The organism is Scytonema sp. PRP1, from assembly GCF_036697665.2.
GTDB lineage: Bacteria > Cyanobacteriota > Cyanobacteriia > Cyanobacteriales > Nostocaceae > Kalymmatonema > Kalymmatonema gypsitolerans.
In genome coordinates this window covers 24,639-51,152 of sequence record NZ_JBAHYJ020000132.1, presented here as the reverse complement: position 1 = coordinate 51,152, position 26,514 = coordinate 24,639, and the positions used below count along the sequence as shown (strand labels likewise).

The window sequence follows — 26,514 nt, the reverse complement described above, 5'->3', positions numbered from 1 at the left end:
ATGCCTTGGGGAGGGTTGGGGAGGGTGCTTGATGTGCGCGGGTGGGGTGTTTCGGCATTTATAAGTGATTAAGCGAACTTGATATAACGACAAGCCGCTGAGCGCAAAGCGTACCGCTAAGCATACGCGTCTACGCGTTCGGCTTGTTGTATTTCTACTATGCTGAACAATGCCTAATTTACATGACTTTGAGCCTTAACTGAACCGTATTGTCTTATAAATAGCCTGCGTAGGCAGCCTTGGTTTTAATAGGCTCACCCATCCAAGGTGAAGAATAATCAACCACACCCTTGATATTTGCCAACATCAACTCATCCCGTTGCTGCCAAACTGCAAATATTTCTTCTCTGCCATCATAAAGCGTTTCAGTGTCAATTTTATAGATTGCATGACTTACCCGCTTCAGCTTCAAACCCAACAAATTCAACAACCGATTGAGGATTTTTATTGGTGAAATAGACTTTTTCTCATTCAATAAATTAATACCAACTGCCCTTTTGATATGTTTACTACATTGATAAGTAATATTTTTCAGTAACAACAAATCAGCTTCATTTTCGGTAAATTCTCTTTCTGGTTCGAGGAACTGTAGCACTCCTAACGCCGTCAAAGCCTCAACTTTAAGCGTATTAGTCTTTAAATCTGGCAGAAAAACTTTACCTTCACCCCATGACAATTGCTGATGCCATTCTTGCTTATCTCTCAGGCGAAGAAACTCGCTTTCGTGAGTTAGATAATAGTGTGTTAATAATTGGCTATAATATCCTTTGTCATCCCGCAATTTCAGTAGGGAAGTGACTTCAATACCATACTTTTGTCTGAGAAGATATTTATTAATTTGATTGCGTTCCTCATCCGTCAGCGAATGTTTCACCAAAAGCTGCTCATATTCCACGTAATCAATATCCTGAGCATGAGCTACAGCATTTGCAGCCGCTAATTGATTTCGCCGCTTGATTTCTGTGATTTTAATGTCAATTTCTTTTGATTTTTTGCGGCTATGAGACCAATCTTTCTGGACTTTGAAGATTTCTAAAATCAACCTTTTACGAGTTGGCAAATCGTTGGTGTCAGTTGCTAGAAAGGCAAGGCGTAAATCTCGGATAATATTTTTTTGTACATCATTACTGCGTACATGAATTTGATGCCCGTCAGCAATCAAACCATCTTTCATAGATTGACGGTAGAGGGTAACAGAAGCATTCACCCTTGCAGCCAACTTTGCCCAAGTTCGTAAATGCATTGGATCATACACTAACGGCAAATCTACATCAACTTTATGCAGCGGACTTAATAAAGCTAAGTTTTCTTTTTGATTTTCCTGATACCAAGAAGACAACGAACGATAATTTGTGCTTCCAGTGCCGATGAAGCCAATTCCTCGCTTTGCACACCAGACTATGCGCGGTATATCATCGCGTACTCTGAAGAGTGCTTGTCGTGCTTCCGAGTCAGGAATGACTCCTTGAAAAATACCATAAACGCGGTCGAAATGTTGGACATCAATGCTAATTCCCGTACCAAGGCTAGGAGTGACAAAAACAGTGCTGTATTCAGTCACTTTTTGATTGAGATTTGCAACAAAATCAACAGCTTCATGACCAGGTGTGTTTGTCGTGTGACTACTGATAACCAAAGTTTTGGGAAATTGCTTTTGCAATCTTTCTAAACGCTCTTTAAGGTAACGTTCTATTGTTTCACAACTGTAACGTCCAGTGCGGCTATCTGTTGTCACATAACATTTATGTCCTAGAATTAAATCGAGTTCCAGTTGATGAATTAAGGGAGTTGGGTTTGGAGAATCATAGAAAGTGACGTCCCAACCTTGCTGTGGTTTCCACTGATTCACAACCACCCAAGGCGTTATTTCAATTCCTGACAATTCTTGTAAATATTCTAAGGAAATATCTGACAAATCAGCATCTTGGGCAATAATTAATCCTCCACTTATTAGTACTGTAGAAATAAGCTGTTGGAATAATTTTAAAATTTTTACACGCTTATCTTTACAAGTATTGCTATTCAGGAGATGCCATAAAGACTGTTCTACTTCATCCAAAATTATTATCGCCCCTCGCCAGTCCTCGGGATTCAGCTTCCAAATGGAATCGATGCATAATCCAAGCGATTGGTTATGATGTTTGTAGTCACTGCTTAAGCGTTTATTACCAAAACATTCCCGATTATCCATTCCCCATTGAATGCCGATTTTGTCGCATAAAAAACGCCCCAGTTGGATTCTGTGAGTGATTAACAAAACGGGTTGATTTCTGCTGTTGGCTTGATTAACAACAGTTTCCAGTGTTGTGGTTTTCCCTGTTCCTTTTGCAGACTTCACTCCCACTAATCCAGATGTAGGGAACGGTATTTCCCCTAAATAGCGACGGTTAAGGGTAAGTGCAGCAGGAATGGTTAACTCGGTGTGGGGTTTGATTTGGGCAAGGTAAACTTCTAAATCAATGCTTTGGCGATACATCGCCTCGAAAGCACTTGCACCTTTGGCGACGATAAAATCATCAACCCCTTTTTCTATTCCTGGAAGTTGAATGACTTGAACAAGGCAATTTTTTTCTTGGAAGAGAAATCCTAGCTGGGAAATGGCATTATTTACCGCTGCGATTGTCTTGGGTTGAGTTTCAAAATCAAAGCAAATGTAAAAGATGCGCCGAGTATTGGCAAATGCTACTAAGTCGGGGATAAGCTGGCGAGTAATCACTTTGCCAAAGCGATCTTTGATGACGCGGTAACCACTGGTAATTCCAGGGATGGCTAAAGCTGCATATCCTTGTGTCAACAGTGCTGCTGCTTTTTTTACACCTTCGCAAATCATAACGGGGATGTTCTGTTCCATAACCCATTGCCAAAAGCCTTCGGCTTCACCATTACAGGCAATGTTGATATTGTCAGGTATGGCGACATTGTAACGTTGGGCGACTTGCTGCCAAATACGTAGTGATACCCGCAGACAAAACACCCGCGTTGGTGTGCTGGGGGGATGTTCGTACTTAATCAACTTGTTATTTTCATTTAATCGAGGTTGGTTGGGCTTAAAGCACCCCCACTCCATTGCTTCCCAATCATTTAGGGGATCAAGTCCAGAACACCACCAACCACCTTCAGCAATATGGGCGTAACGCTGCAACCACCCACTTCTTACCATTCCAGTATTTGTACGGGGAAGATGTTCAGAAATTAATAAGTAGTCGTAACAGGTTCTGCCTTGTAGAGACAGAAAATTGAGTTTGGCAAGGTCTAAGTCTATACCGCTACCTTTAACTAATTCCTCAAGGTGTTGGGGGTTTAAATAGTACAAATGCATTGGCTCTGGCGGCAAAGGATGACAAGGGACTTAACACCTTATCATGCATTTGCTGGTTTTGAGATCAGCGATTGTCAAACTTTTGTGAGACTTGTTGCTTTGTTTCAAAATATACATAGTTATTTGGATCTGCGAGAATTCATGCGGTTATAGACAAGACGAGACATCTTGGGAAAAATATCTACCTCATCAGCATATGCCGAGTCTTGAGCAAAAATCGCCAAAATATAAGTAGCTTTGTTATTTTCTGTTGCAACCATAGCCGCTTCTGCGCGAGAAGAAGAAGTCCAGCCAGCTTTAGAATGTAAACGAACACGAGTATGGGGTAAAGACTCACCAAAAAAGGTGCGTACAGGGTTGAAATCATAAAAGTCTGGCGATCGCCAAACTTTCGGATTTAAATCTCTTTTTAGCCATTCACACATTTTTTTGCTAGCTTGCACAGAAACAGCCTGCCCGGCATAACAAATTTCGTATAGTAGTCTGGCTGCGTGTTGAGTTGTTATCCTATTCCAGTTTTGTGAGTCCTCTAGCAGTTGCGATTCACTTCCCTCAGGTTCTGGAAGATTAATGTAGTCAATGGGAAATGTTTTTTGAATAATACTAATATTTTTGTAACCTGCTTGTCGGAAAAATCGGTTCACTTGCTGACGTTTGTTTTTCCACAGTTTAAACTTTTCACTTTTTAGTTCTGGTTCAGAACGTGTCCCTGTGACTTCGTCAAGAATAAAGCTAGCAGCCTCATTATCAGACTCCTTTATCATTTTTGCCAGATAAGGAGCAAAATCTTTTTCATTTTTCCAAATACCGTTTTCTATTTGGGCATACAAAACAACCATCCAAAACATCTTAATGACACTGGCTGGATATCTCGATATATCTTGCTGATATCCGGCTGTTTCGTTCGTTTTAGCATCTATCAGGGTAATAGATAAAGGCTTTGTAGGCAGACTTTGATCAGTAGCAAGCTCTACAACATCGTTAACAATGGCTTGCAACTCTTGAGAATGTTTAAAATTTGGAGGCTTTTTGAGATTGTAGACGACTTCTGAATCTTGTTTTTCTGGTTGACGAGAGGGAATAGGCAGTGGCTTGGCGATCGCCCAGTCAGGAACTGGTGGAGGTGGAGTCAGTGATTTGAACTTTTGTCGGGCGGGTGATTTCGCTGCAACCTTGACAGCAGGAGTTGGCAAAGGTGCAGTTGGTGATTTAACAGCAACTTGGACACTAGAACGTGAAGCCGATCTTGATAGTTTCAATGAATATTGGGCAGATGGTTTTACAAATTGTTCTGCCATATACTTAGTTATCACAATTGCTATCAATACACTTACAATTGTGAATCTAATTGTCACATGATTGACTATACTAGCCAAGCTGAGCTTTGAGAATTGGTTAGAGAGAATTTGAGATTTACGCCGTTTCGGCATTTTATTTAATTTTTAATTGGTTTTTCTAAGGACAAAAAAGTTAACATGACGCATTTTAGCAAAAAGGCGTAATTTATACCAAAGACTTTAGATAGATTTTGAAAATCAAGGCAACTGTACTTGTAGCGGTTCTCATTTGCCTTGAATACAGTTTTTGTGGGCTGCCCTGCCCTGCCATACGTGTCAACTTCAAGCTCAAATATCCAATTTACCGTCGTTTAGCTCCCCCACCCCCTTAAAAAGGGGGCTAATATTGAATGAAGTAATTATTTATCTGTGTCCATCTGTGTCCATCTGTGGTTCATTATTTCTTTGTGTACCTTACTCCGGGTTCTTACCGCTATAAGTCTTTAACCGAACATGATATAAGATTTAATTTCCCCCCTTTTTAAGGCAGGGCTGTTTCATTCGCTCAATTAAGGATTTTGTCAAGAGTATCAGCCAGAAATTTTAGGGAGTCCGGAATCGAAAAATTACTACTTCGACTTTGTAAATTTAAGTGCGTTAGCGCAGCTTTGCCGAAGGCATCGCCAGACTGATAAGCAAATAAAATTTTTGAACTACCTGATTTTTTTTGTTGATACGCTTGTAAATTTAGGTCTTTTAGGGAATGAAACAGCCCTGCCTTTATCCCCTCCCCGCAAGCGGGGAGGGGACGTGAAGCGTAGCTTTACGGGGGCTAGGGGTTCCCTCTGGGGTTGGGGGAGGGGTTCTTCAGGAATGATAAGTAATCAACCGAACCTGATATAAGTTGACACCAATGCTGTCCTCTGCCGCCCTGAATTGGTTCTCAGCCGATTCAAAAATGCTGATCATTTTTTTGATTGAGTCAGTGCTATGACTTGCTCAAAGTCGAAATTTTCAACCAAAACTTTCAAAGCCTCGATCAAATCTACTTTGTCTGCTGGAATTTGTTCCATAAGTTGAACAATCAGCAAATCATTGCCTTGGCTAGCAGCATTGTCAAGCTGTTGTATCCACTCAGCAGGCATACTTGCTATCTCAGCAGCCAAGTTAGTAGAATTGGTAACAACCTGATGAATCGGTGAAGTGATATCTGCATTTGGAGCGTCTTTTTGGTAAAGATATCGCACACCCAAGTATTTGCTTATTTCTGCTAGCAAATCTTGTTCTTGAAACGGTTTACTTAAAACATTGTCACAACCGGCGGTCAATATTTTGTGTTTTTCTTCTTCAAAGGCGCTTGCCGTGAGGGCTATGATGATGGTTTGGTGAGGATGAGGAACTATTTGTTTCATCTGCTTCTCCCTTGCCTTAATCAATCTAGTTGCCTCATAGCCATCCATCACCGGCATCCGCATATCCATAAAAATCAAGTGAGGTTGCCATATTTCCCAAAGAGTCAGAGCATCTTGACCGTTGGTGGCTTGCTGTACTTGAAAGCCTAAGCTGTCCAGCAGCTTGACTAATAGCATACGGTTGGTTTGCTTGTCCTCGACAACTAAAATCCGATAACTTGGTTGCTGGGGAGCTAAACCTATGACTTTGTGACTCGTGAATTCAAGAGTTTGTGTTTTCGGTTCTGTTGCCTGACGCGCTGGAATAAAAAAGGTAAACTGAGTTCCAACCCCCAAGGTACTGCTAACCTGAATTTGCCCACCCATGATTTCCACGAACTTTTGAGTGATGGATAAACCCAACCCAGTACCTTGACCAGATTTTAACCCAGTTGTGGTTTGTCCAAAGGCTTGAAATAATTTATTGAACTCATCAGGATCAATGCCAGGACCAGTGTCTATTACCTCGAACTGTAAGGTGTAAGGGGGAGAAAAAACTCCTCCTTCTTCCGTATCTTCGTCTATATCCCCTGTTGCCCCATCTGTGAGCGACACCCGCAAAATTACACTCCCAATTTCTGTAAATTTGATGGCATTATCCAGTAAGTTAATCAATACTTGACGCAGTTTACTTTCATCAGTTCTGATATATTGCGGCACTTCGGGGGTACGCTCAAAGACTAAGTTTAAACTTTTGGATTGAGCCTTGAGTTTGAGCATGCCCTCTAAACTATCAAGCAAGCGATGTAAATCAAAGTTATTTTCATTAAGTGTGATCCGTCCTGCTTCAATTTTAGACATCTGTAAAATGTCGTTAATTAACTCCAACAGATGTTCGCCACTACGATTAATGATTTTCAGGAATTGCTGATGCTCTCCTTTTATCGAGGAGTCGCGGTTCATCAGTTGGCTAAAGCCAAGGATTGCATTGAGTGGGGTTCTCAGTTCGTGGCTCATATTTGCTAAAAATTCGCTTTTAGCGCGGTTAGCTTTATCAGCGATTTCCTTAGCTTGTTTGAGTTCGGTTGACTGCTGCTGCGTTTGTGCTAACAATTCTGCCTGTTGGATTGCCACTCCCAACTGTGCCCCAATCTGAACCACCATTTTTATTTCTGCTTCTTTCCAATAACGAGGAGCAAAATTTTGATACACTCCTAGCAAACCCCACAGTTCATTGCTACAAAAGATAGGAACTGTGAGATAAGCCCTTGCTTGAAATTGTTCTAATAATTCAAGGTAACAAGAGTCAAAACCAGCCTCGTAAATATCCGAAACGCAGCGATAGTTTATGCCAGAACGGTAAATACCGCCTTGGGTGTTGTACAGATAGGTGTCTTGTATGATCTTATCTACATCCCCAAAACCTTTAATAGCGCAATTGTCTTGGTTGACAGCAACCTCTGTCAATTGGGGTTGATTTTTTTGTTCCCCTATCAGTGCTTTCCAACCTTCTGCTACTGACTCGGAGACAAATTCTCCACTCCAATCAGGATGAAAGCGATAAACAAGGACGCGATCGCACTTTAAAGCTTGTCGCAACTCTTGCGTTGTCGCACTGAAAATTTGCTCGATTTCCAGAGTTTGACGCATCCGTTGAATCACAAAGGCAATTGCTCTTTCTCGTTCTGCACTTGAAGCGAGCAACTCTTCTGCGAGTTTTCGTTCTAGTTCCGCTCCTGCACGAGCCGCAAAAATTTGTAAAATTGACTCTTTGCCCAAATCAATCTCTAATGGTTTGACATCCATCACCACCAAGTAACCGATAACCTCCCCGTTCGAGTCAACTAGGGGCAGCAAATAACTGTAAAGATTCGATTTGCCGACATCTTTGTCTCTACGTAGAACCACTGAAACGTTGTCGTCAACTCCGCCAAAGACTGGTTTGCAGTGTTCATCAGTAATAGCGGCTATATTATACTCGAAATTTTGACCGAAGTCAACATCATTCCAGAATGCCAGGGTACGTAGCTGACTTTTCAGCTCATTAGTAAACTCACTGACAAAAGCGTAACGAACTTGTAAAACTTGGGCAATATAGCATACGCACGAGCGAAAAAATTCATTACCAGTTGTATAAGCTGTTCCTTCAACAATCAATTGCAGTGTCGCTTCAACTTGCTTTCTTTGAGTGATATCGCTAAAAGTGCAGACGACTCTGTCTACGCTACCATCATTTGCCATCAGAGGATCTGCATTCACTAACAACCAGCGTTGCTGTTGGCTTTTGCGATCTTCAATCCCGATGACTATATTGTGAATCGGTTTTTGTAGGGTTATTGCTTTGTGCACAGGTCGTTCTTTTTCTGGGAGAGGCGTACCATCTTCACGCAACAATAACCAACCTGCACCAAAGACCTGGCGCTGTTTATTCTTAGGATCGAGATTGAGGAGATTTTCTGCAGCTTGATTGCTGATCAGAATTTCGCCATCGCAATTGAGCAACAAGACTCCCACTTGCATCTCTCGAATCAGCATCCGAAAGCGTTTTTCACTTTCCTCTAAAGCTTGTTGTTGTAATAACTGAGCTGTTAAATGCTGGTCGAATAGAGAAGTTAATAAAGCTAAAGTTAAGACGAATAATGTCGAAATGCTAATGGCAATAGCCAACCAGGGCTGACTTATGACAGGAGATTCCACTTTTGATAAATTCTTGTAGGCGATAAAGTGAGTTGCCCACATTCCAGTGTAGTGCATTCCACTGATAGCAATTCCCATGAGAAAGGCGCTGCCAACTTTCTGCCATATTACCCCTTTCAAGTCTTGATTTTTTTGCAGTCGAAACGCTAGCCAAAGAGCTGCAAAAGAGGCAATAATTGCAATGGCAACTGACAAACTGACTAAAATTAAGTCATACTCAATCTTCGCTTGCAGGCGCATAGCTGCCATGCCTGTGTAGTGCATCCCAGCAATGGCAACTCCCATACAAACGCCACCACCAATGACAAGCGGTGTTGAAATAAAATGCGAGAGTAGGAATAAACCGATGCCAGAAGCTAGGACTGCACATAACAGAGAAAGCACAGTGATCCATACATCGTAACTTACAGGCTGAGGCAATTCAAAAGCGAGCATGGCAACAAAGTGCATTGACCAAATGCCTGTTCCCATAGCTACAGATCCCCCTAATAGCCAGAACAAACGCCTCCATTTGCTAGAAAGCTGCACTCGTCGTGATAAGTCTAAGGCTGTATACGAGGAAATAACTGCGATCGCCAAGGAAAGTATCACTAATTCTAATTTATACGTGCCTGTCATTTCGCTATACATATTTTTTTATGCACCTAACCGATGACTGAAATTTGCTCTGGGTATTTTTAGGAAGTGTCATACTTATATTTTTTAGGCATGCAACAATATACCCTAGTGGGCATTTTGTTGAATTTATGAAAGCATTTAATAACATTATTTTCTCGATTTATGCTTGTTTCCAGCTGCAATCTCAGATAAATCCTATCCTCCACATCATCTGCATTATGTAAAAACTCTATATTTATCAATGATGTTTCAGTAATAAAACGATGAGGAAATCTATTTTATTTCGGTAATAAATACGTAATTTCACGTATAAAGTTAATTTTGTGATTTCCCATCACAGGTATACCAATTGTTTGTAACAATAAGCTTAATAATTATCTCCGTTTCGGCGTTTCCCCTTGCCTTGATAAGGGGAAACTACAGCAGTGTCGGATAAAGCTCCTAGTCATGGAGAATTAGTAATAGTAGTTATGTAATTCTCTCAGATGTATTGTCAAGAGTGTTTCTACTAAAAGAGAATCTTTACAACATCCTCTCGCTAACTTCAGGAGCATTAAGTTGCTCAAGAATTGACCAAACGTGCTGTAACATTGGTTCCAAACCAGCACCCGTAACTGCCGAGATCAGGAAAACAGGGGAGTAGGAGAGGTGATTGAGCTGTGTCGCTAGCGCTTCCAAATCCTTTGTTTCCCTATCAACAGCATCAATTTTACTCAGTGCCAAAAGTTGCGGACGCTCTACTAAACCGCGACCGTATGCTTGCAATTCTTCTTGAATTGTGTTATAATCTGCGACTACATCATCACTAGTTGCATCAATCAGATGTAGCAGTACGCGTGTGCGCTCAATGTGACGCAAAAAATCGTGTCCGAGCCCTGCTCCTTGGGAAGCACCCTCGATGAGTCCAGGAATATCAGCAAAAACCGTGCCATCTCCACTGGGTTTGCGCACGACACCCAAATTTGGAATGAGCGTGGTAAACGGGTAGTCAGCAATTTTGGGACGTGCGGCGGATAAAGCTGAAATCAAAGTTGATTTTCCGGCATTTGGTAACCCAATAATCCCTACCTCCGCTAAGAGTTTCAATTCCAAACGGAGTGACTTGATTTCCCCTGGTAGTCCTGGGAGGGCGTACTCAGGGGCGCGGTTGCGGTTACTTAAGAAATACTTGTTTCCCAGTCCACCTTTACCGCCAAGAGCAACCACCAAAGTTTGCCCAGGTTCGACCAAATCACCTAGTATTTCATCAGTTTCCGCATTATAAACAACGGTTCCGCAGGGAACTTCGATGATCAAATCCTTGCCATTTGCCCCTGTGCAATTATTTGGTCCCCCACGAGAACCGTTTTCTGCCTGAAAGCGGTGGTTATATCTAAAGTCAAGCAACGTTTGCAGGTTTTGTGCAGCAACTAACAATACTGAACCGCCTTTTCCCCCATTCCCCCCAGCCGGACCACCTGCTGGTACGTACTTTTCTCTGCGGAAGGCGACAATACCATCGCCTCCCTTTCCTGCTTCAACTTCAATTTTTGCTTGGTCAATAAATTGCATAATTAGTCATTAGTCATTAGTCATTAGTCATTAGTCATTAGTCATTAGTCATTAGTCATCAGTCTTCTGGAATACTACCTATTGACTTAAGGTACGAATTTAATTCAGGTGCTAAGTCATTGATGATTAGCTTTAGTGCATCCACTTGTTCATCTGTTAACAGATTACGGCTATATGCTCGTCTCAGCCAGTGCTGAGTTTCATATAAAGATCCTCTCGCAATTTTTACGAATCGTCGATTGTCTTGATAGGATCCTCTTCCCACACCCTCTGCTATGTTTGCCCCGATGCTATCTGCTGCACGGATCATTTGTCTGCCTACTGTATCTTTAGGCAATGACTGCCATTCACCAACAATTTTCCAGATGTCATCAGCTAATCGTTCTGCCAATTGATAAACCCGTAATTCTTGAAACCTCCTACTTCACATTTTCCATCTTTACCAATGACTAATGACTAATGACTACTAACTAAATATATGGCGAAACATCCTCACCACAGTCATCTGCAAGATAGGATAGGGCGCGGAAACGTAAGCCCACAAGTTGTTCATACAGTGGGTTGAGTTTGCACAACGGGGGGATGTGAACAATTTTGCGTTTGAACAGGGTGACATCACGCTCGAAGGGACACTGATTAGGTATCATCTTACATAAAAAACGAGCAACTCTGGGGTCTTGGATGTCTAGCTTGTCAAGCCAGTCGCGCATAGGGCGCAGTGCATCAATTTGACGCTTTGTTGGTGTAGGTTGTAAGGGAATTGGAGTGGTCGTTCCGGAAACCTGCGGCTGTGGGTGTTCGACGGTGTGACGGAGGGCTTCTAAGAGATCCTCTGGCTGTTCTAGGGCTTGGCACAACTGGTGCAGCAGATAGTCCTCGCTAGAAGAATATGTACCGTCTGCGATCGCGACCATAACTGCTGTGCGTAAGAAATTTTCTGCTGTTTTTGTCCCTTTCCCCAAAACAGCGGCTAATTCCTCTGGTTCTATTGGGTCTAATGACTCTATTTTGATGCCAGGAGCCAGGTCATCTTCGGTGATGGTGGCAATTAATTCCTGTTCTTGGGCATCGAAGTCACCATCAGCCCAAGCAATGGTGAGTAGTCCACGTAGCCAAGCGGCAATTTGTTCGCTGGTATAAGGAGATTTCACAGCACTTGTCATAAACTCATGCCTCAAGCAACTCTCATGTCTATATTAACCTGCGGTTAGATGACAAACTGTGGTGCTTATTGCCAAAGCCTTTAAGATTCCTAAGTAATGAGCAATAAGTTTTGAGCCATTTTTTCCATAACTTAGCACTTAGTACTCAACACTCTGCACTGTTTTGCGTACCCTACTTAGCACTCAGTACTGACTTGCGGTACAATCCGTCTGAAGGGAGTATTGAAAATTTTTTCTACTTATAACAACAAACAGCAAATCAAACAATTCTGTCGAGGTGTTGATGACAAAAACCAAAGTTGACTTAGGCATCGTACAAGAAACACTACTCCTTACCCTTTGGGCAAGAGCTGCTGAACTACAGCAACCTGACCCCATTATCTGCGACTCCAAATCAGCTGAGATACTTGAGGCAATTGATTACGATTTTGATAAATTGGCTACTGCAAAAGGGTCTCAAGTAGGCTGCTGTTTGCGAGGGATGATTATTGACAACTGGGTAGGCACCTACCTCAAACAGCATCCCCAAGGTTCAGTTGTCGAGATTGGTGCAGGACTGAACACGCGCTTTGAACGAGTGGATAACGGCGAAGTCCGCTGGTTTGATTTAGACTTGCCAGATTCAATGAGACTGAGAAAGCAGTTTTTTGAAGAAACCGAACGGCGTAAGTTTATCACTGCTTCTGCTTTAGAAACAGACTGGATAGCGAATGTAAAAGCCGTGAGTGCAGAACCTTGTCTGTTTGTCGCAGAAGGGGTATTAATGTATTTTAACGAACAACAGGTCAAGCAGTTGTTCGCCAATCTTTTGGAGCATTTTCCAGGTTCTTGGTTTGCCTTTGATTCTGTATCTCGATTATTTGTAAAGAATCAAAAAAGACATGGAACACTCAAACACACCTCAGCAAAGTTGGTTTGGAGTATCTCAGATATTCGCCAGATTAAAAAGTGGGACTTTCGATATCAAGTGATGGAAACGTGTACGTTTGGAGATTTGCCAGCTAAATATCTGCAACGTTTTTCCCTGATAAGTCGCTTGCTATTTTCGTATATCCCTCCCCTACGAAATTCCTATCGCTTGGCTTTAGTGAAATTAGGTTGAATTCAAGTCATTTAAACTTTACACAGGGGCATACATCATAATGTTCTATTTCGGTATCGAGCATGAAGTGGCTTTCCTAAATCAAGAAGGGAAATTTGCTGATTTTTCCTGTACAAAATTTGATGATTTCCATCAAATTGTTAAACAACTTCCCATGTATCCCAATGACTATCTTCAACTGCGTCTTGGAGATGCGGGAATTAGGAAAAAAAGATGGTATATTGAGGGATTTGAACGTTTTGCAGATTCCGAACAAGTTATTGATTGTGTTCCTAAAGGCATCGAAATCAGAACAACTATACACTCTAACATTCAAAGCACTATTGCTGAATTATCAGAAAGCTTTCATCTGCTGTGTGAGGTTGCTGCACAATTTGGTTTTTCGCCGATTTTAGTTAGTTTTAATCCGTACCGTACTGTTTATCAGCCTGATCCACCATTAAATGATTATGAAATAAGACAATTACAGGGTGATCCGGAAGAGCAAACTGCCAACATTCACATGGTGACATATGGACCAGATTTAAATATTTCAGTAGCTGACTTGCCTGTTGAACATCTAATTGATATTGGCAGAAAGCTGACTTATTACAGTCCCTACATCGTTCCTTTCAGTTATAGTTCTCCTTTTTATAAAGGCAAGTTGTGGCAAGGACTGTCAGTACGAACGTTTATTAGAACTGGAAAAAGACCAGCAACGCTGGTTTTTGTGGAGAAACAAGAACAACTGATTAAGAGTGTTCCTTCATTGACGAAAATAGCACGTCTCCCAGCAGAAGTAGGTCGTATCGAATTTAAGGCGTTTGATAGTTGTGCTGATTTTTCTATTTATGCTAGTTTATTAACCTTGTTGAAAGGTCTTATTTTAGACCAATCCCTGATGGGTAGAGCAACGACACCCGATGTCGCTTTGCACCAACTCTCGGCGCAAGAAGGATTTGACAACGAAGATATTTTTGCGATCGCCACCCAAGTTTTGCAAGCAGCTGAAGTTGCGCTTGCGGACGATCCAGATGTTCATTTGTTAGCGCCGCTTAAAATTCTTCTGCAAAAGCGAAGAACCCCGGCGCATGAATTGATTGAGGTTTACAAGAGAGTAGGTGTGATAGAACAGGTACTGAAACAGACTTATTCAGCACATTTCTAGCGCTTTTCAAGCAGTTATCAGTTATTAACTGTTGACTGATAACTGTTGATGCGCGGACTGTCCACCCCACCCTACAAGAATTCTCAAAGGTAGAACGTGCTTCTGCTAGGAAGTAGAGGACGATGCTTGTTAAATTTGATTAAGCTATTAGCTACTAGCTACCAGCTGTCAGCTTTTTGGGTGTTGGGGTGACTTGCCAACTACTCCCTTCCCGGTACAAGATTACTTATCTTTTCCTTGGCGTTCTTGGCGTCTTGGCGGTTCGTTAATAGGTAATCTTCGAGCGTGACAGGAGTAACTCATATCATGTGCGGTGATATAACCCTAATAAATTCGTAGTGGGGCTTTAGTCCTCTTTACCGACAAAGCAAGGACCGAAGTCCTTACTACAAACAAGTTTTATTATGGGTAATTAAGCGAACATGATATCAATCCCTAAAAAGGCAGACGGCTGATATCTAGTCGCTATTGATTAATGGAGATGAATTTGGTGCAAGCGACAAACACAGAAGCCAAACAGCGTGTTCAAGAACTGAGACAACTACTACAAAAAGCTAGCTACGCCTACTACGTCCTCGATTCACCCATCATGGAGGACGCAGTGTACGACCAGCTGTATCGAGAATTGCAACAGCTGGAAAATCAGTATCCAGAATTGGTAACACCTGATAGCCCGACTCAACGAGTCGGAGAAAGACCAGCAACCCAATTTATCTCGGTACGTCATAATATTCCACTATATAGTTTAGAAAATGCGTTTAACATTGAAGAATTAAAAGCATGGGAGCAACGTTGGCGGCGACAAGCACCGAACGTTGGTGAAGTGGAGTATGTCTGCGAGTTGAAAATTGATGGTTCTGCCTTAGCACTGACATATGAAAACGGTGTTCTCGTAAGAGGTGCAACCAGAGGTGATGGAGTTATGGGTGAAGACATCACCCAAAATGTGCGGACAATTCGCTCAATTCCCTTGCGGTTAAATGTAGAGACGTTGGATGCAAACTCTCTCCCAGACAGGGTAGAGGTGCGGGGTGAGGCGTTTTTGCCCTTGGAAGTGTTTAAACAAATTAATGAGGAAAGGCAAAAAGCAGGTGAAGCAGTTTTTGCCAATCCTCGAAACGCTGCAGCGGGAACCCTTAGACAACTGGACTCCAAAATTGTCGCCCGACGGCGCTTAGATTTCTTTGCTTACACGCTGCACATTCCAGGGTTGGATGATGCTAGTATTGCTAATACTCAGTGGGAAGCGCTGGAACTGTTACAAAAGATGGGATTTCGCGTCAACCCTAACCACAAACTGTGTCCTTCTCTACAAGAGGTTGCCGAGTATTACGAATACTGGGACACGGAAAGATTGAATTTGCCCTACATGACAGATGGGGTGGTAGTGAAGCTGAATTCTTTTAAGCTTCAGGAACAGCTGGGGTTTACGCAAAAGTTTCCTCGTTGGGCGATCGCGCTGAAGTATGCAGCAGAAGAAGCACCCACGCGCGTGGAAAATATTGCTGTGAATGTGGGAAGAACCGGGGCGCTGACTCCACTTGCAGAAATGCGTCCGGTGCAACTTGCAGGAACAACGGTTTCCCGTGCTACTTTACATAATGCTGACCGCGTTGCTCAATTAGATATCCGCATTGGCGATACAGTTATTGTTCGCAAAGCTGGGGAAATTATTCCGGAAGTGGTGCAGGTACTTAAAGAACTCCGTCCTGATCATACCAACCCCTTTGTCATGCCCTCCCAGTGTCCGGTTTGCGGTCAACCTGTGGTTAGGGAGATGGGGGAGGCGGTGACTCGCTGCGTCAATGCTTCTTGTCCAGCTATTCTTAAGGGAGCGATCGAGCATTGGGTGAGTCGCGATGCTTTGGATATCAAGGGTATGGGCGAAAAGCTGGTGCATCAACTTGTAGATAGAGGAGTGGTGCATTCTGTTGCCGATTTATACGATTTGACAGAAGACAAGTTGTATGCATTGGAACGAATGGGGAAAAAGTCGGCACAGAAGTTGGTGGAGGCGATCGCCCAATCGAAAAACCAACCGTGGTCACGGGTGTTGTATGGTTTGGGTATTCGTCACGTTGGTAGCGTGAATGCTCAATTGTTGACACAGAAGTTTCCTATGGTGGAACAGTTGGCGCAAGCAACGCAAGCGGATATTGAAACTGTTCACGGTATCGGTGAGGAAATTGCCCAATCTGTACACCAGTGGTTCCGTATTAGTGCGAATCAAACTTTGATTTCTCGCTTGCAAGATGCTGGGTTGCAATTTGCGAGTGCAGTGGAAGAAACATCGGTGAGTCAGAGTCAGCAAAAGTTGGCTGGTAAAACTTTTGTGATTACTGGTACACTTCCTACGTTGAGGCGGGATGAAGCAAAGGCGTTGATTCAAAAAGCTGGTGGTAAGGTGACGGATTCTGTGAGTAAGAAAACAGATTATTTGGTTACAGGCGAAGATGCTGGTTCTAAGTTGGTAAAGGCGCAAGAGTTAGGTGTTTCGCAGTTGAGTGAAGAACAGTTGTTGGAGATGTTGCAGGATTAACTAACGAACCGCCAAGACGCCAAGGACGCAGAGGAGGAGAGGAAAAGACTTGTCTTGAAAGTCTGCTTTTCTCCTACTATAAAAAAGTGAGAACCGCTATTAAGCTTTTCTAGAAAAGTGCCACCCAACCTACGAGTAAACATTCGCTCTACTGTTGGAACTAATATAAGACCATCTTGCACCAGGATCAACCTTGAGAACCATCTGATAAGGAGTGAACATTTCCCAGTAAAGTAAGTCAACATTGTCTTCACTATTTGGGAGCAATATTAATTTATATCCATAACCCTCTCCTTAATAAGGAGAGGGTGCCGAAGGCGGGTGAGGTTCTTCGTTTTTTATAAGTGTTCATTCGGACATGATATTACCAATGGCTTTCTCATCTTCTAAAAAATGCCGAATTCTCTTCTCTCTTCTTCTGTCATAGGGAATTCTTTGGCAACAGCTTCTACCTGCTGGATATCTTTTTTATTCCCTAAATAAACTCCCTCTCCAGTAGGATGACAGGCAGCGTTTACTCTATAGTTTCACCCAGCGACTAGTTCCACATCAAAAACTTCTGCAAAGCACTGCGCTACGTGAGAGCGTACCTCTAACAAGGAAATGTCAGGAATCCATTGCGCTAAACTGCCTACTGGCTTATCAGCAATACCGCAGGGTACAATGTGCTCAAATCCTGTCATGTCAGGGCAGACATTTAATGCAAAGCCGTGCATCGTAATCCAACGGCTGACTTTAATCCCAATAGCAGCGACTTTATGCCCTTCTAACCAAACACCCGTGAAACCGGGATTGCGCTCTCCCTGTAATCCATAGATTTTAAGTGTACAAATTAATACTTCTTCTAGTTGGCGCAAGTACCAGTGGAGGTCTTTACGGTAACGTTGCAAATTTAAAATTGGATATCCCACCAGTTGACCGGGACAGTGGTATGTAACTTCGCCGCCACGTTCAACTCGATGGACTTCATACATAGTTTTCGTGGAGTCAAATTTGAGAAATTCTGAACTGGCTCCTTGTCCCAAAGTATATACGGGCGGATGTTCTAACAATATTAGCACGTCCTCTAGGCTGGGGTTTTTGATGCGCTCAGCTAGGAGAGTGCGCTGCCACAAGAGTGCATCTGAGTATGGTATCACTCCCTGGTTATATAACAAACATCGGCGATTGTGCAAAGACATATTACGAATTAAGGAAAAACTGAATCAGAATAGAGAGCAAAGTGTATCGCATATGACTAATATGAGTCAAAGAATGTCAAGCTTTGCAAAGGATTTTAAAGGAAAGTCAAGGGAATCGGTTTTGCAAAATACAAGGTGCTAGTTTTGAATATATAACCTCAATGGTGTTGGGAGGAATTCTCTGCAATAACCGTCACGCCAAGAAAATAGTAACAGATGGACTGGCTGATGACGCCTAAACAATGGTTGACATAAAATACAAGATTAAGAAGTGCAAAAAGAGTTGTGTATTTTGGGAAAAACAATTAAGCCTCCAGCAAGGAGAAGACCTACGATGTCTGCGTGGACATCCAATTGCTTTTCAACCAATTGGAATCACAGCAGAAGTTCGTCGTAGATAAACACAGGCTACACGTCGAAAAAGCTCGGCATTGGTGGGCTTAAGGTAGTAGGTTGTCAACATAAAGTTGATGTGTATGTGTTTGTAGTCAACGCTTTAGCGCTAAAGCGTTGACTACGAAACCGTCAAATCAATGTTGACATAGGCGTCATACCAGCAGTAAGTCTAATCTAAATCTGTCCAAGATTGGTTGTGGCGGCAGTGATAGACCTTACCGCATTTCCTTTTCATCCACACCAAATTTACATACATTGAGCGGGAGAGTTTACATGAAGCTTGTCATCCACGGCAAAAATATTGAAATCACCGAGGCAATTAGGGATTACGTGCATCAAAAGATTGAAAAAGCGGTCAATCATTATCAAAACATCACAAATGAAGTGGATGTGCATCTAAGCGTAGCTCGTAATCCTCGAATTAATCCCAGACAGGCGGCTGAAGTCACTATTTATGCCAATGGCAGTGTCATTCGTGCGGAAGAGAGTAGCGAGAATCTATACGCCAGCATAGATTTGGTGGCAGATAAAATAGCCCGTCGGCTGCGTAAATACAAAGAACGGCGTCAAGAGAAGAAAACACACGCCCAAGAGACAATCGAAGGAATTGTCCAACCGACAATCGTCACAGATTTAATAGGCGATCGCACTCCCGAACTGCCTGAAGAAGTTGTCCGGTGCAAATATTTTGCCATGCCACCTATGACTATGGCAGAAGCTCTAGAACATCTGCAATTGGTGGGACACGACTTTTATATGTTCCTCAATGCTGAAACTGGCGAAATCAATGTCATTTACGAACGTAATCACGGCGGTTATGGTGTGATTCAACCCCGTAATATTCATACCAACGGCAAGAACGGCAAGAACGGGAAGACAGCTAATGGTTATGTTCCTATGCCGGAGAAGTCTTTCCAGAATAGGATGTAGTAGTCTATCAATTTTGAGAACGAAAAGTTCGTAGTAAGCGCTGTCTTGCCTGCAACACGCCTAACGGCGAACGCTAAAGCGCTTACTACAAACTAAAACGCTACGAATTTCTGACTAGCTGTACTTAGACTGTTTGCAGTTGTTGCAACGTTTTGAGTGCTTCCTCAACGTGACCTTTAAAGTTAAACATTGAGTCGAAGACATATCGCACAGTCCCTTGTGGGTCAATGACATAAGTCACACGACCAGGGATTAAACCAAAAGCTGCGGTTGCACCGTATTGCTTCCGCACTTGGTCGCCTTTGTCGCTTAAAAGCGTAAAAGGCAACTGGTACTTGGCAGCAAACTTTTGGTGAGATTCGGGTGAGTCGCCACTCACACCGATGACTTCTGCGCCTGCTGTTTGGAATACCTCATATTGGTCGCGAAAGGCACACGATTGAGCCGTACATCCTGGTGTGTCATCTTTAGGGTAAAAGTACAGGATGACTGGTTTGCCGCGAAAATTATTAAGGCTTACTGGTGTACCGTTCTGGGAGGGTAAAGTGAAATCGGGGGCTGTGTCTCCTACTTTGACTGGCATAGATTTAAAATTCCAAATTTAAATTCAAAAAAATCGCAGGTGGGTGGAGTGCGTGATGCAATATTGGTCTTAACAAAATTTTAACTTGTGTGTTGCTTTACAAATTTATCTTGATGACCTGCATAGGGTGGAGTACTTTAGAGTATTTCCTCCAAAATTCCGCTTATGGGTCGTCTCACTTCACTTGATGTTTTTCGCGGCATGACTATTGCTGCGATGATTCTTGTCAACATGGCGAGTATCGCTGAACCTAATGTCTACCCTCCACTACTCCATGCACAATGGCACGGCTGCACACCAACTGATTTAGTTTTTCCTTTCTTTTTGTTTATTATCGGTGTGGCGATGACTTTCTCACTGTCAAAGTACACCGACGACAACAAACCCACAGCACCTGTTTACTGGCGTATCTTGCGCCGCGCCGCGATTTTATTTGCTTTGGGGTTATTACTCAATGGCTTTTGGAATAAAGGTCCTTGGACTTTTGATTTGAGTACTATCCGCTTTATGGGAGTGTTGCAACGCATCAGCCTGACATACTTACTTGCTTCTGTTGCAGTTCTCAACCTTCCGCGTAAAGGACAATGGATACTGGCGGGAATGTTACTCATCGGTTACTGGTTAGCAATGATGTATGTGCCAGTTCCCGGTTATGGTGCTGGAGTGCTGACGCGGGAGGGGAATTTAGGTGCTTATGTAGACCGCTTGATCATTCCTCAAGCACATCTTTATAAGGGTGATGGGTTCAATAATTTGGGAGATCCAGAGGGACTTTTTAGCACGATTCCCGCTATTGTTAGTGTGCTAGCTGGGTATTTTGCCGGACAATGGATACGCGCTCAGCCAGTCAAATCTCGTACAAGCATAGGTTTAGTATTATTTGGTATTGGTTGCTTAATTATTGGTTGGGCATGGGGCTGGGCGTTCCCGATCAACAAAAAGCTGTGGACGAGTTCTTATGTAGTTTTCGTTAGTGGTTGGGCATTATTGTTACTTGCAGCTTGTTACGAACTTATTGAAGTGCGACGGGTGCGGCGCTGGAGTAAACCCTTTGAAGTGATGGGATTAAATGCTATCTCCCTTTTCGTTGCTTCTGCACTGCTGATTAAAATCTTGGTGAGAACCAAAGTTGGATCTGGGGAGAATGCTCCCAGCACCTACAATTGGATTTACCAAAATCTGTTTGCATCTTGGGCTGGTGCGGTGAATGGTTCTTTATTGTTCGCCATAGTCACTGTATTAGTGTTGGTAGCAGTTGCTTATGGAATGTATCAGCGACGATGGTTTTTCAAGGTTTGAGGTTCAGGGAGTTTGGTGGCATAAAGCAAGAGTTACACTGTTGTTTATATGATCTCAGATAAAGAATTTCACCACTTGTCAGCAGAAAGTGATGTAGTTGATGGGGTGCTGCTAGTTGCTACTTGCGGATAGTGAGGCGTTCCCCAGTGAAAGTGAACCTGAACGGCTCACCCTCGCCCACCGGAACATTATCGTCTAGGGGATTTTGGCTTAGGTCGAAGGTACGAATTTCAAATGTCCCTTGCAATGTCTGAGTCTTTGGATTAAACGTCGCACGATAATCGGCTCGACCAGTCGTGACGGGCTGTGCGCTTTCCGGAGAAGGAAAATTGAAGTTGAGTGCCGTGGCGGTAATTTCTCCCTTTTCAGTACACTTCCAAACGCCTTGTCCACTGGTGAAACGATTGTTGGGGAAGGACTGAGCGGCGCTGGGTACGCCCTGATTACCGCCTTGGTTCGAGTCAATGGCAAAAAAGTTGCCGTCTTGGGTTAGCGTTATCACCCTACGTCCTACAAAATCGCCATTAAGAAAGGTTCTCACAGAGTATGTACCGACGATTGATTTAGGACAATCGGTTTGGTTATGACTTGCATCCGTCACGAGTTGAGCCTCTGCGAAACGTGGGAAAAGGGCATCCGCAATGGTGAGCGCTGACAAAGCACAAATTGTCAACACCGTGAAAGTTTTACGAGTTATCATCACTGCCCCTGTATTTGATGTGATTAGAGTCCCTAAAGACAATAATGGCTTTTGCTCCAAAAAAGCTTAAATTTTTATTAAAATCAGCATGGCAAGAGACTCGTATTGTTTCTCAATCGAAGCAACATCTAATATCAAGCCCAGATAAATACCAGTAGCGATTGCGCGGAGCGCACTGCCCCTTGGGCGATCGCTCTCACTACCCGCCCTATCCTATAAGCAGTACAGGGAGTATCTCGCCTGCTCAAAATCGCTGTTTCAAATAGGCTCTCAGTTCATTCTGCTTTTGGACAGTTCCAGCAAGCAAGATACTAATTTTTCCAACCAGAATAGTCCCCCAGTTGACCAGCACAACACCCGTATTGCTTTCAGGATTAAACTCAATTTCACTCAAATCAAGGTTTTCGAGTGAGCAATATCGCGTCTTGAAGGTTTCGCAGGTCCAGCTGAGCATATTAAGCTTCTTAGCAATACCTGTGGGATATGATGCGCCATTAAAGCGTGGATTGCACTCGATCGCCAGATAACGCGTTTGTGTTGCATCTTCCACGACAGCAACATCAAAAGCAAAGACCTCTTTCATTCCACGTTGCGCCATCCATTCGGCTATTGGTTCAACAGTTTCCCAAGGTTGATGCGTACTGGGATAGCGATTGCCTATATGGGCGTAGCCATCAAGTATTTGAGAAGTTACGGCGAGACGTTGAAGCTTTGAAGCTTCAACACAGTATTGCAAATTTAAAAAGGAGGAAGCTGTGACTTCCTCCTGGATTTGCAAAGGTATTTCATCGGGAAACGTTTTCAGAATTTTGGAAAGCTCTTGTTGGTTTTCACATCGGCTAATCCCGGCACCATCAACGGAAATGGTAGGCTTGAAATAACACGGATAGGGAAACTCAGATAAATCTTTGATAGCAGCCTTGTTTTGAAAACAAAACGTTAGAGGAACGCTAACTCCCAGCTCTTGTGCAAGCTTTATAAAGTTGTTCTTGCAGTTCATAAACTTAACCGCGTTCAACCAGTCGGAATCTAGCTGGGAAAACCAATCTTCATCACAATCGGCTTTGCTTGCAGTATTGCCGAAGAAAAAAGGGAAACGTTATGGTTAGGATAGTCTTCCAAGACTCTCAGCGAGACATCCCAGATGACATTTTTGCTATGGCTTAAACCTATCCGTCCATAGTGTTCGGTAATAATATTCCATTGTGATTTTAAATCTGGGTGCAACTGAATAATATCCTCTGGGTCAGTCAAACCTAGCACCCTACCAGAATAAAGATGATTACCTATCACAGACTCATGGGTGCAGACCATGATGTCATGGTTGAAAATTTTATAGTGAGTCACTTTTCAATCGGTATTGTTAGGTTAACTGAAAACTGACGAAATATGGCAAACTTGAGATTATAATCTCATCAGATAAAAATAAGAAAAATATATCTTTAGATAGATATTGAAATAATGTGATGGTATCTGCCCTTGAAGAACCTATTTTCGCCCGGACACCTCAAAGCTTCTCTCTAGGTGGTGTCGCGATACCCCGCTGGATCAGATTTGCCTCAAGTTCCCTGATGAATCTTAAATCTTCCTCAAGCAGGGGCTGGTTTAAGCTTCTAGATAGATTCTCAGTTCCCGAGTTCTTCTCAAGGAAAGCAAATGCTTGCCGGAATTCATGTGGACTCGTCGGAATTGGCGAGTCAAAGTGACAGGAAATAATCCGCCCAAAATCCCAAGTTGCAACCTTATCAGCCCAGTTGAGCACTTGTGTTGGTGCCTGGGGAAGAATAAGGGTTTGCAGAATCGGTGCCACAAATGGACGCCCATTTCCTCGTAGGGCATCAAATGACTGGTGCCAATTTTCTTTCCATCGAAACGGAAATAAACCAAAGTATGCTTTTGGAGACTTATTCGGTGCTTTGAGAGCATCGCGTAACGTCTGCCCCACTCCAGCTGTCTCCAACACACTTGGACGCAAGTAAATCGCAAACAAACAGATGCGTTGCCATCCCTTGCGACGGTTTGCCTCGTTGTCCTCGATGACTTCCACGGCATTCTCCCTGGCATGAAACAGCAAGGGGTACGGATCTAATTGGATGATCGCGGGTGGTTCTTCTGGCACACTTAGCACAGAATCAGTCACAAGTAAAGTGCGCGATCGCTTATGCAAGACTGCTACTTCTGCAAAAGAACCCCGTCCCAAGTTGATGTCCAGCACCGCGTAGTCAAACTCATCAGCAAAAGGAGCTTGTCTGCTGTCCTCTGGAAGCACCTGAGTCCGTTTTTGAGGAAAGCCAAGCCAACTCAGCGGTAGGTTGAATGGGAAGCTCCACTGGTGCGGAGCAACAAAAACCTGCGCTTGTGGAAACCGTCTGGCGAAAGGACCAACGAAGACCTTATGCTCCAGTCCAGAACTGGTTGGCAGGATAATGTACTTAACCTCACCATGCTTTGCCACCAACTCGTTAACCAGGCGGATACACTCGGTCGTCGCAGCAACGGGTGCATAGACGAGGAGACCGCCTGCAACGAGCTTTACCACGGTCATACGAATTGGCACGATGGTGTAGAGGATGCCTTGAAGCTGATCGAATGTCCAGATAGTGTCCTTAACTATTTCCCTGCGAACTGTCCGCCGCTTGTTGTAGGGGTAAAGTGGTACAGCAGGCCAAAACGACCACGACCAATCTCTCGGATCGGTGAAAGAATGCATCGATTGTTCTTGTGGCTGTACCCTCGAGTCACGTTCGTGTGAGTTCATCATCCTTCTACCGTTATATAAAGCCTACTCAAAGCTACTCAACAATATCCATTGCTTATCACTTTGAGGTTCGTTTAATTCCTGCTTCAACCTGGAGAAGTCGGCTTCAGCCAGTCCACAGGCTAACACTGTCTAACTAACAGCTTTACTCAAATTAATTGCAGCGTTCAAGTCTCTGTCGATGACAAATCCGCACCTGTTACAATGAAATACTCGCTCATCTAAAGTCAGTGTTTCTTTTTTGGTTCCACAGTTAGAACAGGTCTTGGAACTAGGAAACCAACGGTCAACCACAACTAAGTTTGAGCCATACAGTTTGCACTTGTAGGTCAACTGTCTACGGAACTCGAAAAAACTCATATCAGCGATTGCCTTAGACAAGCGTTGATTAGCCATCATGCCAGACACATTGAGGTCTTCTATCACTATCGTGCCGTGGTTCTTAGCAAGCAGTGTAGTAGTTTGGTGCAACGTATCTTTTCGGATGTTAGCTATCTTTCTATGCAATCTGGCAATCTCCACACTCGCTTTTCTCCAGTTGTTTGAACCGATGACTTTATGGCGGTTCAACCACTGCATTCTTGATAACTTTGCCTCGTATCTTTTGTAGGATTTAGCACCCGGAATGACTTCACCTGTTGAGAGTGTAGCCAGGGTTTTAACACCAAGATCAACGCCTACAACGTCTGTGTATTTGGATTTTTGAGCTTCTACATCAAATCTAAAACTGATAAACCATCTATCAGCTTGTCGGCTGATTGTAACTGATTTGGTTAGTACCTGCGGTAGTCGTTCATAAGTTTTGAGAACACCAATACATGGTACTTGAATTTTGTTACTGCCTAAGATTTTGACTGTTCCCTCCAGCGTGAAAGAGTCACGCTTGCCTTTCTTCTTGAATTTGGGAACGCCAGCAGTTTTGTTAAAGCAACGTTTCCAAGATTCCCGCAGAGCCATTAATGCTTGTTGTGGTGTAGACTTACTGCACTCGTAGTACCATTCATTTTCAGATTTCACTAGTGCTACGAGCCATTTGTGTAGGTCAATAGCACTAGGAAACTTAATCTTAGAATCGGGTAAGGCATTGTTGTGATCCAATATCTGTTTTGTTAACGCGAGTCCCCAGTTCCAGGCATGACGGGCTACACCACAATGCTTCCGGACTGCTGTGCGCTGTTGGTTATTTAGTTTTAATTCTGTTTTGAAACCCAATAACACGGTAGTTGTCTAATGGTTATCATATCTAGTATACTAGATATACAACAAGGAGTATGCCGAGAATAAAGTTTAAACCAGATAATCAAGTGCCATACGATAAAGTCCCGGTACAAATAAAAGTGTTGCCGGGAGTAAGAGAGAAGCTTAAGTCTGTTCCCAATTGGCAGGAACGGTTACGGCAGTACATTAATCAACTCATTGCAGAAAATACTCAGAAAAATGATCAGACATGACTAAGTATGAAGAGGAATTAATTAACAGCTTCTAGCCCCCGAAGTGTTCCTTTCCAATAGACATCTTGCAAAAGTTATAATTTAAGGATATTTAGAACCACAGATGGACAATAAATATTATTGTCCATCTGTGGTTTAAATTTCTCCAATTTTGACTTTTACAAAAGTTTTCACCTTTAACACTCGAACAGTTCTTGCTTGTGCTGGGAGAAATTTGTGAGAACAACTCCCTACACATAAACTACGCGCCCAAGAATCCTTAGCAGCGTACATCACTTCCACCGTGATGACACTCACATTCCGCTCACGAGCAAATTTCTTTTGCGCTTGACTTTACCGCGCACAAAGCCAGGATCTTGTTCAATTCTGCTTGAGCATCCTTCGCCCACGCCAAATCAGAATCAGCAGAAAT

Annotated in this window: 20 protein-coding genes and 1 pseudogene; 7 read left to right on the top strand and 14 right to left on the bottom strand. The window is 43.1% G+C overall.

Annotation, left to right across the window (positions count from 1 at the left end):
- Nucleotides 1–214: 214 nt before the first annotated feature.
- The 6 genes and pseudogenes from V5G28_RS34405 to V5G28_RS34380 all read right to left on the bottom strand — a co-directional run bounded on the left by V5G28_RS34405 (nt 215) and on the right by V5G28_RS34380 (nt 12,016).
- Nucleotides 215–3,319 carry a plasmid replication protein, CyRepA1 family gene (locus V5G28_RS34405; RefSeq protein WP_332995997.1) on the bottom strand — a complete coding sequence of 1,035 codons (3,105 nt, stop codon included), beginning with the start codon at nt 3,317–3,319 and terminating at the stop codon, nt 215–217.
- 119 nt (nt 3,320–3,438) lie between these two features.
- Nucleotides 3,439–4,749, bottom strand: a complete 1,311-nt coding sequence (locus V5G28_RS34400) for a serine hydrolase (RefSeq protein WP_332995995.1) — start codon at nt 4,747–4,749, stop codon at nt 3,439–3,441.
- 812 nt (nt 4,750–5,561) lie between these two features.
- Entirely contained in the window at nt 5,562–9,314 is a 3,753-nt protein-coding gene (locus V5G28_RS34395) for an MHYT domain-containing protein (RefSeq protein WP_332995992.1), read from the bottom strand.
- A gap of 510 nt (nt 9,315–9,824) precedes the next feature.
- Complete coding sequence (obgE, locus tag V5G28_RS34390) at nt 9,825–10,853, bottom strand: GTPase ObgE (RefSeq protein WP_332995990.1); 1,029 nt, start codon at nt 10,851–10,853, stop codon at nt 9,825–9,827.
- A gap of 58 nt (nt 10,854–10,911) precedes the next feature.
- Nucleotides 10,912–11,277: pseudogene (locus V5G28_RS34385) on the bottom strand (four helix bundle protein); the annotation flags it as partial.
- A 46-nt stretch (nt 11,278–11,323) separates the two neighbouring features.
- Nucleotides 11,324–12,016 carry a Mo-dependent nitrogenase C-terminal domain-containing protein gene (locus tag V5G28_RS34380; RefSeq protein ID WP_332995988.1) on the bottom strand — a complete coding sequence of 231 codons (693 nt, stop codon included), beginning with the start codon at nt 12,014–12,016 and terminating at the stop codon, nt 11,324–11,326.
- A gap of 283 nt (nt 12,017–12,299) precedes the next feature.
- Between V5G28_RS34380 and V5G28_RS34375 the strand changes: the two genes are divergently transcribed.
- The 3 genes from V5G28_RS34375 (at nt 12,300) to ligA (ending at nt 16,804) form a co-directional block, all read left to right on the top strand.
- The gene (locus V5G28_RS34375; RefSeq protein ID WP_096561248.1) at nt 12,300–13,118 is read left to right on the top strand and encodes a class I SAM-dependent methyltransferase; all 819 of its coding nucleotides are present in this window, start codon (nt 12,300–12,302) and stop codon (nt 13,116–13,118) included.
- A 40-nt stretch (nt 13,119–13,158) separates the two neighbouring features.
- Nucleotides 13,159–14,265, top strand: a complete 1,107-nt coding sequence (locus V5G28_RS34370; RefSeq protein WP_332995984.1) for a glutamate--cysteine ligase — start codon at nt 13,159–13,161, stop codon at nt 14,263–14,265.
- Nucleotides 14,266–14,746: 481 nt separating this feature from the next.
- Nucleotides 14,747–16,804, top strand: a complete 2,058-nt coding sequence (gene ligA, locus V5G28_RS34365; RefSeq protein WP_332996283.1) for an NAD-dependent DNA ligase LigA — start codon at nt 14,747–14,749, stop codon at nt 16,802–16,804.
- A 527-nt stretch (nt 16,805–17,331) separates the two neighbouring features.
- Here the strand turns inward: ligA and lipB are convergent.
- The gene (lipB, locus tag V5G28_RS34360) at nt 17,332–17,985 is read right to left on the bottom strand and encodes a lipoyl(octanoyl) transferase LipB (RefSeq protein ID WP_332995982.1); all 654 of its coding nucleotides are present in this window, start codon (nt 17,983–17,985) and stop codon (nt 17,332–17,334) included.
- Between the two features lie 242 nt (nt 17,986–18,227).
- Between lipB and V5G28_RS34355 the strand changes: the two genes are divergently transcribed.
- Both V5G28_RS34355 and hpf read left to right on the top strand, forming a co-directional pair.
- Nucleotides 18,228–18,386 carry a hypothetical protein gene (locus V5G28_RS34355; RefSeq protein WP_336231536.1) on the top strand — a complete coding sequence of 53 codons (159 nt, stop codon included), beginning with the start codon at nt 18,228–18,230 and terminating at the stop codon, nt 18,384–18,386.
- A 268-nt stretch (nt 18,387–18,654) separates the two neighbouring features.
- Nucleotides 18,655–19,311 (top strand): ribosome hibernation-promoting factor, HPF/YfiA family, encoded by a 657-nt coding sequence (gene hpf, locus V5G28_RS34350; protein ID WP_096561251.1) that lies wholly within the window; start codon nt 18,655–18,657, stop codon nt 19,309–19,311.
- Between the two features lie 124 nt (nt 19,312–19,435).
- Here hpf and V5G28_RS34345 read toward each other — a convergent pair whose 3' ends face one another.
- Nucleotides 19,436–19,894 (bottom strand): peroxiredoxin, encoded by a 459-nt coding sequence (locus V5G28_RS34345; RefSeq protein ID WP_096561252.1) that lies wholly within the window; start codon nt 19,892–19,894, stop codon nt 19,436–19,438.
- A gap of 165 nt (nt 19,895–20,059) precedes the next feature.
- Between V5G28_RS34345 and V5G28_RS34340 the strand changes: the two genes are divergently transcribed.
- The gene (locus V5G28_RS34340) at nt 20,060–21,193 is read left to right on the top strand and encodes an acyltransferase family protein (protein WP_332995977.1); all 1,134 of its coding nucleotides are present in this window, start codon (nt 20,060–20,062) and stop codon (nt 21,191–21,193) included.
- 118 nt (nt 21,194–21,311) lie between these two features.
- Here V5G28_RS34340 and V5G28_RS34335 read toward each other — a convergent pair whose 3' ends face one another.
- From V5G28_RS34335 to V5G28_RS34315, 5 genes are all read right to left on the bottom strand, one after another.
- Nucleotides 21,312–21,893, bottom strand: a complete 582-nt coding sequence (locus tag V5G28_RS34335; protein WP_096561254.1) for a hypothetical protein — start codon at nt 21,891–21,893, stop codon at nt 21,312–21,314.
- A 244-nt stretch (nt 21,894–22,137) separates the two neighbouring features.
- The gene (locus tag V5G28_RS34330) at nt 22,138–22,893 is read right to left on the bottom strand and encodes an ATP-grasp domain-containing protein (RefSeq protein ID WP_332995974.1); all 756 of its coding nucleotides are present in this window, start codon (nt 22,891–22,893) and stop codon (nt 22,138–22,140) included.
- Nucleotides 22,894–22,922: 29 nt separating this feature from the next.
- Nucleotides 22,923–23,240: a hypothetical protein gene (locus V5G28_RS34325; protein WP_332995972.1), complete on the bottom strand. Its 318-nt coding sequence runs from the start codon at nt 23,238–23,240 to the stop codon at nt 22,923–22,925.
- A gap of 160 nt (nt 23,241–23,400) precedes the next feature.
- On the bottom strand, nt 23,401–24,651 hold the full coding sequence (locus V5G28_RS34320) for a DUF4336 domain-containing protein (RefSeq protein WP_332996281.1): 1,251 nt from the start codon (nt 24,649–24,651) through the stop codon (nt 23,401–23,403).
- A gap of 132 nt (nt 24,652–24,783) precedes the next feature.
- On the bottom strand, nt 24,784–25,869 hold the full coding sequence (locus tag V5G28_RS34315; RefSeq protein ID WP_332995970.1) for an RNA-guided endonuclease InsQ/TnpB family protein: 1,086 nt from the start codon (nt 25,867–25,869) through the stop codon (nt 24,784–24,786).
- 53 nt (nt 25,870–25,922) lie between these two features.
- Here V5G28_RS34315 and V5G28_RS34310 point away from each other — a divergent pair, with 53 nt between their 5' ends.
- On the top strand, nt 25,923–26,102 hold the full coding sequence (locus V5G28_RS34310; RefSeq protein ID WP_332995968.1) for a hypothetical protein: 180 nt from the start codon (nt 25,923–25,925) through the stop codon (nt 26,100–26,102).
- A 135-nt stretch (nt 26,103–26,237) separates the two neighbouring features.
- Here V5G28_RS34310 and V5G28_RS36975 read toward each other — a convergent pair whose 3' ends face one another.
- Nucleotides 26,238–26,399: a hypothetical protein gene (locus V5G28_RS36975; RefSeq protein ID WP_442994318.1), complete on the bottom strand. Its 162-nt coding sequence runs from the start codon at nt 26,397–26,399 to the stop codon at nt 26,238–26,240.
- Nucleotides 26,400–26,514 lie beyond the last annotated feature (115 nt).

Excerpts from the sequence above, each read along its gene's own strand:
- V5G28_RS34405 (WP_332995997.1), bottom strand. The coding sequence starts at position 3,319 with ATGCATTTGTACTATTTAAACCCCCAACACCTTGAGGAATTAGTTAAA.
- V5G28_RS34400 (WP_332995995.1), bottom strand. The coding sequence starts at position 4,749 with ATGCCGAAACGGCGTAAATCTCAAATTCTCTCTAACCAATTCTCAAAG.
- V5G28_RS34395 (WP_332995992.1), bottom strand. The coding sequence starts at position 9,314 with ATGTATAGCGAAATGACAGGCACGTATAAATTAGAATTAGTGATACTT.
- obgE (WP_332995990.1), bottom strand. The coding sequence starts at position 10,853 with ATGCAATTTATTGACCAAGCAAAAATTGAAGTTGAAGCAGGAAAGGGA.
- V5G28_RS34380 (WP_332995988.1), bottom strand. The coding sequence starts at position 12,016 with ATGACAAGTGCTGTGAAATCTCCTTATACCAGCGAACAAATTGCCGCT.
- V5G28_RS34375 (WP_096561248.1), top strand. The coding sequence starts at position 12,300 with ATGACAAAAACCAAAGTTGACTTAGGCATCGTACAAGAAACACTACTC.
- V5G28_RS34370 (WP_332995984.1), top strand. The coding sequence starts at position 13,159 with ATGTTCTATTTCGGTATCGAGCATGAAGTGGCTTTCCTAAATCAAGAA.
- ligA (WP_332996283.1), top strand. The coding sequence starts at position 14,747 with ATGAATTTGGTGCAAGCGACAAACACAGAAGCCAAACAGCGTGTTCAA.
- lipB (WP_332995982.1), bottom strand. The coding sequence starts at position 17,985 with ATGTCTTTGCACAATCGCCGATGTTTGTTATATAACCAGGGAGTGATA.
- V5G28_RS34355 (WP_336231536.1), top strand. The coding sequence starts at position 18,228 with ATGGTTGACATAAAATACAAGATTAAGAAGTGCAAAAAGAGTTGTGTA.
- hpf (WP_096561251.1), top strand. The coding sequence starts at position 18,655 with ATGAAGCTTGTCATCCACGGCAAAAATATTGAAATCACCGAGGCAATT.
- V5G28_RS34345 (WP_096561252.1), bottom strand. The coding sequence starts at position 19,894 with ATGCCAGTCAAAGTAGGAGACACAGCCCCCGATTTCACTTTACCCTCC.
- V5G28_RS34340 (WP_332995977.1), top strand. The coding sequence starts at position 20,060 with ATGGGTCGTCTCACTTCACTTGATGTTTTTCGCGGCATGACTATTGCT.
- V5G28_RS34335 (WP_096561254.1), bottom strand. The coding sequence starts at position 21,893 with ATGATAACTCGTAAAACTTTCACGGTGTTGACAATTTGTGCTTTGTCA.
- V5G28_RS34330 (WP_332995974.1), bottom strand. The coding sequence starts at position 22,893 with ATGAACTGCAAGAACAACTTTATAAAGCTTGCACAAGAGCTGGGAGTT.
- V5G28_RS34320 (WP_332996281.1), bottom strand. The coding sequence starts at position 24,651 with ATGAACTCACACGAACGTGACTCGAGGGTACAGCCACAAGAACAATCG.
- V5G28_RS34310 (WP_332995968.1), top strand. The coding sequence starts at position 25,923 with ATGCCGAGAATAAAGTTTAAACCAGATAATCAAGTGCCATACGATAAA.